This is a genomic window from Listeria marthii (assembly GCF_014227425.1).
GTDB lineage: Bacteria > Bacillota > Bacilli > Lactobacillales > Listeriaceae > Listeria > Listeria marthii.
This window is the reverse complement of record NZ_JAASWB010000003.1, coordinates 341,153-353,745: the sequence shown is the minus strand read 5'-3', so window position 1 is coordinate 353,745 and position 12,593 is coordinate 341,153. Positions and strand designations below refer to the sequence as shown.

The window sequence follows — 12,593 nt, the reverse complement described above, 5'->3', positions numbered from 1 at the left end:
TTACGTTAAAAGTATTTTTAAGGGGGCAATACTCATGGGAGAAATTATTGACGGCAAAAAGTTAGCAAAAGAAATTCAAGAAAAAGTTACGAGTGAAGTAGCTGAATTAGCAAAAACAGGTAAAAAACCAGGCCTTGCAGTCGTGCTCGTAGGCGACAATCAAGCATCACGTACATATGTAAGAAATAAACAAAAACGCACAGAAGAAGCAGGAATGAAATCCGTTTTAATTGAACTTCCAGAAAATGTAACAGAAGAGAAATTATTATCTGTAGTGGAAGAATTAAACGAAGACAAAACAATCCACGGTATTCTCGTGCAGTTACCATTACCAAAACATATCTCAGAAGAAAAAGTAATTGATACAATTAGCTATGACAAAGATGTTGACGGTTTCCATCCAGTGAATGTAGGTAACTTATTCATCGGAAAAGATTCTTTTGTTCCTTGCACACCAGCAGGAATTATTGAGTTAATAAAATCGACCGGCACTCAAATAGAAGGTAAACGCGCGGTAGTTATTGGTAGAAGTAACATTGTAGGTAAACCAGTAGCACAATTACTGTTAAATGAAAATGCGACAGTAACGATTGCGCACAGCCGCACAAAAGATTTACCACAAGTAGCGAAAGAAGCGGATATTCTTGTTGTTGCAACAGGTTTAGCTAAATTCGTGAAAAAAGATTACATCAAACCAGGTGCGATTGTTATTGATGTTGGCATGGACCGAGATGAAAACAATAAATTATGCGGTGATGTTGATTTTGATGAAGTTGTGGAAGAAGCGGGATTCATTACGCCGGTACCAGGTGGTGTTGGCCCAATGACAATCACGATGTTACTTGCTAACACATTAAAAGCAGCGAAACGCATTTGGAAAACGAATTGATTAATTGGATGTGAAATGATGGAGCAAGATAAATATTTGACGGTAGCAGCAATAACCAAATATATTGAAAAAAAGTTTGAAGTAGATCCTTACATGAAACAAGTTTTTGTGCGCGGAGAAATTTCGAATTTAAAACAACCGGCGAGTGGACATCTATATTTTACGGTAAAAGATGAATTTGCGATGCTTCGTTCTGTCATGTTTCACAAAGCAGTTCAAAAGATTGGTTTTGTCCCAGAAGATGGTATGAATGTACTTATCACAGGGCGAATTGGCGTATTCAACAAAGCTGGACGTTATCAGTTTTACGCAGAACATATGGAACCAGATGGCGTTGGCGCGCTTTATATTCAATTCGAGCAATTAAAAGCACAATTAGAAAAGGAAGGGCTTTTTGCGGAAACGCATAAAAAAGTGCTTCCTTCTTTCCCGTCCAAAGTCGCTGTAGTTACATCAAAAACTGGTGCAGCTGTTCGCGATATACTGACGACGATTCACCGCAGAATGCCTTCCGTAGAAGTGATTGTCTACCCGACGATTGTTCAAGGGGAGAAAGCAGCTCAAAAAATTGTCGAAAACATTGGCCGTATTAATCAACGGAATGATATAGATGTCATGATTATTGGGCGTGGTGGTGGCTCACTGGAAGAACTATGGGCTTTTAATGAAGAACCAGTTGTTCGAGCAGTATATGATTCCGATGTACCAGTTATCTCGGCAGTAGGACATGAAACCGATTTTGCTTTAAGTGATTTTTCTGCCGATGTCCGGGCGGCAACACCAACTGCAGCAGCTGAACTTGCTGTTCCTGACTATCGTGATTTAGAAGAGCGGTTAGCAGAACGCAAATACCGATTACGCGCAGTAACAAGACAACTATTAGAAAGAAAAGAACGTTCATTAGAGCAACTGAAACAACATTTAATGCTAAATGGTCCCAAGCATCAATTAGAGCAACAAATGGAACGAACAGATTATTTTGCCGAACGATTAAATAATGCTTTTTCCAAACAAATATTTGTCAAACAAACAGCGTTCCAGCGATTAAATGACCGGTTACATTATTACCATCCGAAAAAAGAAATCGAACTTCAAAAAGAACAGATCGCGTTACGCCAACAAGCTTTAGATAAAGCAATGAAACAACTTTTGAAAGATAAACAACAAACTTTCTTTAGGCAAGTCGATGCGCTAGAACATCTAAGTCCTCTTTCTTTATTGAAGCGGGGATTTGGTGTAACGTATAAAGAAAATATACTGGTTAAATCGGTGAAAGAGCTGGAAGTTGGCGATAATATCCAAGTGAAAATGCAAGGCGGACACATAGATGCACTCATTACCGCAAAGGAGGAAGATACAAGTGGCAACTAAAAAGAAAACTTTTGAAGAAGCAATTGCAGAACTAGAAACAATCGTAGAAGCGCTCGAAAATGGTAGTGCCTCACTCGAAGATTCTCTCGACATGTATCAAAAAGGAATCGAATTAACGAAATTGTGCCAAGATAAATTACAAGCAGCAGAAAAACGAATGGCAAAAGTAGTCACAGATGCAGGAGAAGAAATTCCTTTTGAAGCGGATGGTGAATAAATTTGCAGGATTTAACAGTTTTTCTAGAACATTATAAGAAAGTAATCGATGAGTCGCTTTTTAAAGAAATAAGCGCACGTAATATCGAGCCGAAATTAAAAGAGTCGATGTTGTATTCAGTTCAGGCAGGTGGAAAGCGAATACGGCCGATGCTTGTTTTCGCAACGCTACAGGCTTTAAATGCAGATCCACTTTTAGGCGTAAGAACGGCAACTGCATTAGAAATGATTCATACGTATAGCTTAATTCATGATGATTTACCAGCAATGGACAATGATGATTATCGTCGCGGAAAATGGACCAATCATAAAATTTTTGGCGATGCGACAGCCATTTTAGCGGGGGATGCTTTGCTTACGCTGGCATTTTCCATTTTGGCTGAAGATGAAAATCTATCTTTTGAAACGCGTCTATCTTTAATTAAGGAAATTAGTTTTAGCAGCGGGGCAGAAGGAATGGTTGGCGGACAGCAAGCGGATATGGAAGCCGAAAACAAACAAGTGACGCTAGAAGAGCTATCATCTATTCATGCACGGAAAACGGGTGAATTATTAATTTTTGCAGTAACTTCTGCTGCGAAAATTGCGGAAGCGGATCCGGAACAAACAAAACGATTACGGATTTTTGCAGAAAATATCGGGATTGGTTTTCAAATTAGCGACGATATTTTAGATGTAATTGGCGATGAAACAAAAATGGGTAAAAAGACAGGGGTGGATGCTTTTCTGAATAAAAGTACCTATCCCGGATTACTCACGTTAGATGGTGCCAAAAGGGCATTAAATGACCATATGTCAATTGCAAAGTCAGCGCTTTCAGGCCATGATTTTGATGATGAAATTCTCTTGCAACTTGCTGATTTAATCGCACTTAGAGAAAATTAATCATAATTATCTAGTAATTTCAAAAAAATTTCACATATATAATTCAATTTGATTTGCTTTTCCTAAAATACCGTGTTATACTAATGTAAGATTATTTTTGTGGGTGAAAGATACGATTGTGAACAACTTTCCATCTCGTGCCGTTAAGCAAGAATAGTAAATAATTAGTGTGCATAACACACGAGGAGGAACATGAACATGGAACAAGGTACAGTAAAATGGTTTAACGCAGAAAAAGGATTTGGTTTTATCGAACGCGAAAACGGTGACGATGTATTCGTACATTTCAGCGCTATCCAAGGCGACGGATTCAAATCTTTAGACGAAGGTCAAGCAGTAACTTTCGACGTTGAAGAAGGCCAACGCGGACCTCAAGCAGCTAACGTTCAAAAAGCGTAATTCTATTTTTTGAATAAGAAAAAGCAAATCATTTCGGTGATTTGCTTTTTTATTTGCCTAAAATTACTTTACCTTGTTTGGTTTAACTGCAATTGTTTGCTATAATAAGAACAATTAATTGAGAAAAAAGACCTTGCACGTATTCATGCGAGTGGCTCTTTGGAAAGTGAGTTGTTTTTATTTGGATCTTTTAAAGATAAAGGATCCCTCCTTTATTAAACAGTTGGATATACAAGAATTAGAAGCACTTGCGGCAGATATACGCACTTTTTTAATTACTTCTACTTCCAAATCAGGTGGGCATATTGGCCCGAATCTTGGTGTGGTAGAACTAACGATTGCGCTGCATTACACTTTTAATAGTCCAACAGATAAATTTATTTGGGATGTTGGCCACCAGTCTTACGTGCATAAAATTTTAACTGGAAGGGCGAATCAATTTGATACATTACGCCAGCACGGTGGTTTAGACGGATTTCCGAAGCGAAAAGAATCTGTTCATGATGTATTTGAAACAGGCCACAGCTCGACTTCTTTGTCTGCAGCGGCCGGAATGGTCATTGCGAGAGATATAAAAAAAGAGGATTTTTATGTAATTCCGATAATTGGTGATGGCGCGCTAACTGGCGGCATGGCCCTGGAGGCTTTGAATCATATAGGCGATATGGACAAAGATATGATTGTGATTTTAAATGATAATGATATGTCGATTGCGCCGAATGTGGGTGCGCTCCATAACGTACTTGGAAAACTAAGAACATCCGATAAACCCCAACGGACAGAAACGAATGTTGGTAGTACTTTTTTTGAAGAATTAGGATTTATGTACCTCGGGCCAATTGATGGGCATAATGTAGAAGATATTATTACTAACTTAGAATTTGCTAAACGCACGAAAGGGCCTGTACTCCTCCATGTCGTTACGAAAAAAGGAAAAGGGTATCAACCGGCCGAATTGGATTCTCGTGGAACCTGGCACGGTACAGGGCCATATAAAGTGGAAACAGGTAGTTTTATTAAGCCGGTTAAGCGAGCACCGTCATGGAGTTCAATTATTAGTAATGAATTAATACGTTTAGCGGAAAGCGACGAACGGATTGTTGCGATAACTCCAGCGATGCCAGTCGGCTCCAAACTAGAAAAATTTGCGCAAGCTTTTCCAGAGCGGTTTTTTGATGTCGGAATTGCCGAACAGCATGCGACAACGATGGCGGCTGGTTTAGCTACCCAAGGAATGAAACCGTTCCTCGCAATCTATTCCACTTTTTTGCAAAGAGCTTATGACCAATTAGTTCATGATGTTAGTCGGCAAAAATTGAATGTTGTCATTGGCATCGATCGAGCTGGTCTCGTTGGTGCTGATGGCGAAACACATCAAGGTATTTTTGATATTTCATTTTTGAATAGTATTCCGAATATGACGATTACGATGCCGAAAGATGAAGTCGAAGCGAGGCAGTTAATGGATACAGCTTTTGCTTATGATGATGGGCCGTTTGCGATTCGTTATCCGCGTGGAAATGGACCTGGCGAAGCATTTACTGGAGCTAGCAAGCTTATACCAATTGGACAGTGGGAAACGCTCATTCAGCCTGTTGATGCCGTTATTGTAACTTTTGGACCAACCATTCAACTAGCGCTTAAAGCGGCGAAACAGTTAGAGGCAGAAGGACGTCACGTTGGAGTAATTAATGCGCGTTACATTAAACCGCTAGACGAAGCACTCCTACACCAAATTTTAAAGCGAAAAATCCCTATTTTAACAGTGGAGGAATCGTTATTAAAAGGCGGATTTGGCGCGAGTGTGTTAGAATTTATTGAAGCAAATAATTATACGGATGTAGCGATACACCGAATTGGATTACCAGACGAATTTATTAGCCATGGTTCAGTGCCGTTAATATTGGAATCGTTTGGCATATCGGATGCTGGAATTGTATTAAAAATAAAAGAAATGCTCGCACAAAGCGAGAAGTTAAGGGCGAAGAAACTATGACAATAAAAAAAGAACGCGCAGATATTCTGCTAGTAGAACAAGGACTATTTGAAACAAGAGAAAAAGCAAAACGCGCTATTATGGCGGGGATTGTTTATCGAAAAGAAGAGCGTGTAGATAAACCGGGAGAAAAAATCCCTGTTGATAGCGAACTTCAAGTAAAAGGAAAGCAAATGCCTTATGTGAGTCGCGGCGGCTTAAAGCTAGAAAAAGCCTTACAAGTATTTGATTTCGATGTAAAAGACAAACTAATGCTGGATATTGGGGCTTCAACAGGTGGCTTTACGGACTGTGCTTTGCAAAATGGAGCAAGACATTCGTATGCATTAGATGTTGGTTATAATCAGCTTGCATGGAAACTACGTAATGATGACCGTGTGACTGTGATGGAACGAACCAATTTCCGTCATGTAACGCCAGCTGATTTTGGAGAAGGTTTAGCTGATTTTGCGACAATTGATGTTTCCTTTATTTCGCTCAAACTGATTTTACCGGTACTTAGAACGGTGCTTGTGACGGGTGGCGATGTGATGACGCTTATCAAACCGCAATTTGAAGCCGGACGGGAACAAGTTGGCAAAAAAGGGATTATTCGCGATCCAGCAGTACACACATCTGTTGTGGAAAATATCGTTCAATTTGCGCTAGATAATGGCTATGACTTGATGGGACTTGATTTCTCACCTATTACAGGCGGCGAAGGAAACATCGAATTTATCGCACATCTTAAGTGGACTGGCGAAGAAACTGGAACAAGTCATTTGGAACCAGATGCGATTGCAAAACTTATCACAAAAGCACATACAAAATTAGATAAATAATGTATACCGGAAAGCAGCGATGTTTTCCGGTTTTTGCTTTTACCATGCTATTTCGGCTCGTTTCGCAATGTATTTCTTATGTATAAAGTATTAAAGAAACTTTTCTTGCATAAATTTGCACTAATTCCGTGACTTTATGCGTTTTTTCGGATAAGATGTAAGTAGAAAATTATCGTGAGGTGAAGAAGGAATGAATAAAGGTCATCGTCATATTATTATTCGAGAATTGATTACATCTAATGAGATTGACACGCAGGAAGATTTAGTAGAACTTCTATTAGAACGCGATGTTAAAGTCACCCAAGCAACCGTTTCCCGTGATATTAAAGAACTTCATCTTGTCAAAGTTCCAACACAAACAGGCGGATATAAATATAGTCTACCTGCCGATAATAGTTTCAACCCACATCAAAAACTAAAACGCGCTTTGATTGATTGCTTTATTGGCATTGATAATGTGCAATTTATGATTATTTTAAAAGTAATGCCGGGAAATGGGAACTCTGTTGGTGCGCTAATAGATAACCTCGACTGGCCAGAAAAAGCTGGAACTATTTGTGGAGACGACACGTGTTTAATTATTTGTCGCTCAGAAGAAAATGCGAAAACATTAACAGATCGTTTTATAGATATGCTTTAAAATTTGTTGGAGGTGAAAGATTTTGCTTCAAGAAATGACAATTAAAAACTTTGCTATCATCGAATCGCTTTCATTAACTTTTCAAGAAGGGATGACGGTATTAACAGGGGAGACCGGCGCTGGTAAATCAATTATTATTGATGCGCTTGGTCTTCTTGTTGGCGGACGTGGTTCGGCAGACTTTATCCGTCACGGCGAGGAACGCTTGGAACTTCAAGGGCTATTCGGATTAGCTGAGGATAATCTCGCTTGCCGCAATGCACTTTTAGAAAATGGGATAGATGCTTCAGATGATATGGTCGTTTTGGAACGTAGCTTGTTTCGCTCAGGGAAAAATAGTTGCCGAATTAACGGAAAACTAGTTACAACGGTTCTCTTGCGCCAAATCGGTTCTAAATTAATCGATATTCATAGCCAACACGAACATCAGGAATTGATGAATGAGGAGTTTCATTTATCGTTACTAGATCGTTTTGCTTCTGACAAAATTAAGCCGGCACTGACGAAGTATCAAACTAATTTTAAAGAATACCAAGCGATTGAGAAAGAATGGCAAAACTGGACAAAAAATGAACGAGAACTAGCACAGCGACTAGATATGCTTCGTTTTCAACAACAGGAAATCGAAAATGCCAATTTACAAGCTGGCGAAGAAGATCGTTTGTTAGAACAAAAAAACATTTTAGCTAATTTTGAAAAACTGAATGAAAATTTGCAAGGTGCTTATGCGGCGATTCAAGGTGAGCCTGGTGGGCTAGAGTTTGTCGGGGAAGCGATGCGCCAAATGGAAACAGCGGCCAGCATCCATACCGACTATAAAGCAGTCAGTGAGGCAATTTCGTCTAGTTACTATATGTTAGAAGATAGCATGAGCCAGATTAGACAATCGCTCGACCAGCTAGAATTCCAACCAGAAGAACTTAATCAAATTGAATCTCGTTTGAATGACTTAAACCAATTGAAACGCAAATATGGTAAAACAATTGAAGATATCATTCAATACGAACAAGAAATAAGCAGCGAAATGGAAAAACTAACGGATAGTGAATCGCATGTAGGTCATTTAGAGACGAAATTAGCTGCTCTTAAAGCCGAACTAACGAAACAGGCGAACACGCTCACAGATATCCGTAAAAAAGCGGCCGTTATCTTAGAAAAACAAATTAAACAAGAATTAAATCAACTTTATATGGAAAAAGCTATTTTTAGCGTGCGTTTTGAAACAAATAAAATGGAACTAACAGAATCTGGACAAGATAGCATCGTTTTCTACATGTCCACTAACCCAGGGGAACCATTAAAACCATTAGCAAAAATTGCTTCTGGAGGGGAGTTATCGCGGATGATGTTAGCGTTGAAAACCATTTTCTCAAGACACCAAGGCATTACTTCCATCATTTTTGATGAAGTAGATACGGGTGTAAGTGGCCGGGTCGGTCAAGCAATTGCAGAAAAAATATACGCTGTTTCTGTAGGATCGCAAGTGCTATGTATTAGCCATTTGCCACAAGTTGCTGCTATGGCGAATCACCATTACTACATCACCAAAAAAGTCCAAAACAAGCGGACAACAACCTCCGTCGCCGTGCTTAAAGGTGAAGATAAAGTAGAAGAAATCAGTCGAATGATTGCTGGAATAGAAGTAACAGAACTAACAAAACAACATGCAAAAGAAATGATTGAACAAGCAGAAAAAGTAAAACAAACCTATTAAAAAACGAAATTGCTTGCATATCGAATAGTTTTTGCTTAAAATGAATAAGGTAGAAATTATTACCTGGTCATAAAAACAACTACTAATTCGAAATGCGGCTTTTTTGTGCGATAAAGGAGTTATTTTTTATGACAAAAAGCAGATTTTTTACAGAAGTAGCAGACACAAGCTCATTTGTTTTTGCGGTAGCAGGCGCGGATGATGAAGTAGTACTTGAAACGATTCGCCTCGCATTAAACCAAAAGCTAGGTAAATTTCTTTTATTCGGTAGAAACGAAGATAAAACGTTAACAGCGAACGAAAGTGTTACGTGGATTCAAGCAGATACAGCAGAAGCAGCAGCACAGGGCGCGATTTTAGCGGTGAAAAATAAAGAAGCAGACATTTTAGTTAAAGGTTTTATTCCAACGGCTACATTGATGAGTCATGTATTAAAAAAGGAAAATGGCCTTAGAACAAACCAATTATTAAGCCAAATTGCTATTTTTGATATTCCGACTTACCATAAACCATTGCTCCTAACAGACTGCGCCATGAACGTTGCACCAACAACCAAAGAAAAAATCGCGATTACAGAAAATGCGGTCGCGGCTGCGCATAAGATTGGCATAGCAAATCCCAAGATCGCTTTGCTAAGTGCCGTGGAAGAAGTAACAGAAAAAATGCCATCCACTGTGGAAGCGCGGGATGTGGTGGCTCATTTTGGCAATACCATAAACATCTCAGGTCCATTAGCGCTAGATGTAGCCATTTCAAAAGAAGCAGCCCTTCATAAAGGTATCACCGATAGTTCAGCTGGTGAAGCGGACATATTAATAGCACCAAATATCGAAACAGGAAATGCGCTTTATAAATCACTCGTATACTTTGCAGGCGCCAAGGTTGGGAGTGCGATTGTTGGCGCGAAAGTACCAATTGTTATTTCCTCGAGAAATGATACACCAGAGAATAAATTAGCTTCATTTATTCAACCGTAAGAATGGTTGGGAAATGATGAAATAATGTGAATAGACGGACTTTAACAAACTGAATGCAAAGGCTTTTATTTGATTACGCCCTACGTGTTACAATAGTCCATGGGAAAATGATAACCTACTGCATTTTTCACAATTAAATTTGGAGGAAAGCAAATGTCTTTTGATGTTTTGACCATAAATCCTGGTTCCACGTCTACAAAACTCGCTGTTTACCAAGGCGATAAAGTACTTTTTGAAGAAACAGTCAGACACACAATGCAAGAACTAGCCGATTTTAACAATGTACAGGAACAATTTGATTTTAGAGGGCAAGTTTTACGTCGAGTGATGGATGCATTTGGTTATGATGTAAAGAATTTACAAGCAGTAGTTGGTAGAGGTGGCTTACTTAGACCAGTTGCTGGCGGTACATATATGGTTACAGAAAAAATGATAGCGGATTTAAAAGAAAATAAATACGGAGAGCATGCTTCGAATTTAGGTGCGATGCTAGCAAAGAAACTAGCAGATGAACTCGAAATTCCAAGTTTCATTGTCGACCCAGTGGTAGTGGATGAAATGCAAGCCATCGCACGAGTTTCTGGAAACGTCTTGGTTGCAAGAAAAAGTATTTTCCACGCGTTAAACCATAAAGCTGCGGGTCGGAAAATTGCAAAACAACTAGGATCAGATTACGAAAAAATGAATTTCGTTATTGCCCATCTTGGGGGTGGAATTTCAGTTGCTGCTCATCGACAAGGTGAAGCGGTTGATGTGAATAACGCTTTAGATGGAGATGGCCCTTTTAGTCCAGAACGTTCTGGTTCACTTCCGATGAATGATTTTTTAGAGGCGTGTTTTAGTGGGAAATGGACGAAACGCGAACTACATGATTTGATTGTTGGTCGTGGTGGAATGATTTCTTATCTAGGAACTAATAGCATGCTAGATGTAGAAGCGAAAGTTCAAGCCGGTGACGAAAAAGCAATTGAAGCGTTTGATGCAATGGCTTATCAAGTGAGTAAAGAAATTGGTGCTTGCTCTGTTGTCTTACAAGGCAAAATTGACGCGATTATTTTAACTGGCGGACTTGCTAGAAGTGAGCTTTTTACAAAGAAAATTACCGAGCAAATAAGCTGGATAGCCAGTGTGATTATAGAGCCAGGAGAAGACGAATTAGAAGCATTAAATAGCGGCGTACAACGCGTGCTCGCTGGTCTTGAAGAAGGAAAAGTGTATTAAAAGGAGGAGATAATGTGGCAACAGAATATGATGTAGTTATTCTTGGCGGGGGAACTGGCGGTTACGTTGCAGCAATTCAAGCAGCTAAGAATGGCCAAAAAGTAGCTGTCGTTGAAAAAGGAAAAGTTGGTGGAACGTGTCTTCACCGAGGCTGTATCCCAACAAAAGCTTTGTTACGATCAGCTGAAGTTCTACAAACAGTAAAAAAAGCAAGTGAATTTGGTATCTCGGTTGAAGGAACAGCCGGAATCAATTTTTTTCAAGCACAAGAACGAAAACAGCAAATCGTAGACCAATTAGAAAAAGGTATCCACCAGTTATTTAAACAAGGTAAAATAGACTTGTTTGTTGGAACGGGAACGATTTTAGGACCATCGATTTTTTCACCAACCGCTGGAACAATTTCAGTCGAATTTGAAGATGGCTCTGAAAATGAAATGCTAATTCCTAAAAACTTAATTATCGCGACTGGCTCCAAACCTCGCACATTAAATGGTTTAACAATTGATGAAGAACATGTTTTATCATCTGACGGCGCGCTAAACCTTGAAACTTTACCAAAATCAATCATTATTGTTGGTGGCGGAGTTATCGGGATGGAATGGGCTTCAATGATGCATGATTTCGGCGTAGAAGTGACTGTGCTAGAATATGCGGATCGAATCTTGCCAACCGAAGATAAAGAAGTAGCGAAAGAATTAGCAAGACTGTATAAAAAGAAAAAACTAACGATGCATACATCTGCTGAAGTTCAAGCAGCTAGTTATAAAAAAACAGATGCTGGTGTGGAAATTAGCGCAATCATCAAAGGCGAAGAGCAGACTTTCACAGCGGACAAAATTCTTGTTTCTGTTGGTCGTTCAGCTAACACAGAAAATATCGGCTTACAAAACACGGATATCGCGACCGAAAACGGCTTTATCCAAGTAAATGACTTTTATCAAACAAAAGAAAGTCATATTTATGCGATTGGTGACTGTATCCCAACTATTCAACTGGCGCATGTTGCCATGGAAGAAGGAACGATTGCAGCCAACCATATTGCCGGAAAAGCGACCGAAAAACTTGATTATGACTTAGTTCCACGCTGTATTTATACTTCTACCGAAATCGCAAGTGTTGGTATCACAGAAGAGCAAGCAAAAGAACGCGGTCATGAAGTGAAAAAAGGTAAATTTTTCTTCCGTGGTATCGGGAAAGCGCTCGTTTACGGAGAATCAGATGGTTTTATTAAAATTATTGCAGATAAAAAGACAGACGATATCTTAGGCGTGAGCATGATTGGACCGCACGTAACGGACATGATTAGCGAAGCCGCTTTAGCGCAAGTTTTAAATTCAACGCCGTGGGAAGTGGGCAACACGATTCACCCGCACCCAACTTTATCAGAAAGTTTTAGAGAAGCTGCCCTTGCTGTGGATGGCAATGCAATTCACGGTTAATACAGCTTTAAAGGAGGAACAA

11 protein-coding genes and 1 pseudogene are annotated in these 12,593 nt (G+C 39.4%); all 12 read left to right on the top strand.

Going from position 1 to position 12,593, the window contains the following annotated elements:
* Positions 1-34 precede the first annotated feature (34 nt).
* The 12 genes and pseudogenes from folD to lpdA all read left to right on the top strand — a co-directional run bounded on the left by folD (position 35) and on the right by lpdA (position 12,571).
* Positions 35-889, top strand: a complete 855-nt coding sequence (gene folD, locus HCJ55_RS07085) for a bifunctional methylenetetrahydrofolate dehydrogenase/methenyltetrahydrofolate cyclohydrolase FolD (RefSeq protein WP_185502188.1) — start codon at positions 35-37, stop codon at positions 887-889.
* Positions 890-907: 18 nt separating this feature from the next.
* Positions 908-2,260 (top strand): exodeoxyribonuclease VII large subunit, encoded by a 1,353-nt coding sequence (gene xseA, locus HCJ55_RS07080; RefSeq protein WP_185517663.1) that lies wholly within the window; start codon positions 908-910, stop codon positions 2,258-2,260.
* Positions 2,250-2,477, top strand: a complete 228-nt coding sequence (locus tag HCJ55_RS07075) for an exodeoxyribonuclease VII small subunit (protein ID WP_008947740.1) — start codon at positions 2,250-2,252, stop codon at positions 2,475-2,477. The genes xseA and HCJ55_RS07075 overlap by 11 nt, the downstream gene beginning before the upstream one ends.
* Before the next feature lie 2 nt (positions 2,478-2,479).
* Positions 2,480-3,361: a polyprenyl synthetase family protein gene (locus HCJ55_RS07070; RefSeq protein WP_185517583.1), complete on the top strand. Its 882-nt coding sequence runs from the start codon at positions 2,480-2,482 to the stop codon at positions 3,359-3,361.
* Between the two features lie 198 nt (positions 3,362-3,559).
* Positions 3,560-3,760, top strand: a complete 201-nt coding sequence (locus tag HCJ55_RS07065) for a cold-shock protein (protein WP_003719639.1) — start codon at positions 3,560-3,562, stop codon at positions 3,758-3,760.
* Between the two features lie 166 nt (positions 3,761-3,926).
* A complete protein-coding gene (dxs, locus tag HCJ55_RS07060) occupies positions 3,927-5,756 on the top strand; it encodes a 1-deoxy-D-xylulose-5-phosphate synthase (protein WP_185517661.1) in 1,830 nt (609 codons plus the stop codon).
* A complete protein-coding gene (locus HCJ55_RS07055) occupies positions 5,753-6,577 on the top strand; it encodes a TlyA family RNA methyltransferase (RefSeq protein ID WP_008947744.1) in 825 nt (274 codons plus the stop codon). Before dxs ends, HCJ55_RS07055 begins: the two co-directional genes overlap by 4 nt.
* A 190-nt stretch (positions 6,578-6,767) precedes the next feature.
* Complete coding sequence (gene ahrC / locus HCJ55_RS07050; protein ID WP_003722493.1) at positions 6,768-7,217, top strand: transcriptional regulator AhrC/ArgR; 450 nt, start codon at positions 6,768-6,770, stop codon at positions 7,215-7,217.
* Between the two features lie 22 nt (positions 7,218-7,239).
* On the top strand, positions 7,240-8,931 hold the full coding sequence (gene recN / locus HCJ55_RS07045) for a DNA repair protein RecN (protein ID WP_185517581.1): 1,692 nt from the start codon (positions 7,240-7,242) through the stop codon (positions 8,929-8,931).
* A 128-nt stretch (positions 8,932-9,059) separates the two neighbouring features.
* A pseudogene (locus tag HCJ55_RS07040) lies at positions 9,060-9,925 on the top strand (phosphate acyltransferase).
* A gap of 136 nt (positions 9,926-10,061) precedes the next feature.
* Positions 10,062-11,129 carry a butyrate kinase gene (buk, locus tag HCJ55_RS07035; protein ID WP_185517579.1) on the top strand — a complete coding sequence of 356 codons (1,068 nt, stop codon included), beginning with the start codon at positions 10,062-10,064 and terminating at the stop codon, positions 11,127-11,129.
* A gap of 14 nt (positions 11,130-11,143) precedes the next feature.
* On the top strand, positions 11,144-12,571 hold the full coding sequence (gene lpdA / locus HCJ55_RS07030) for a dihydrolipoyl dehydrogenase (protein WP_185517577.1): 1,428 nt from the start codon (positions 11,144-11,146) through the stop codon (positions 12,569-12,571).
* Positions 12,572-12,593: the final 22 nt, after the last annotated feature.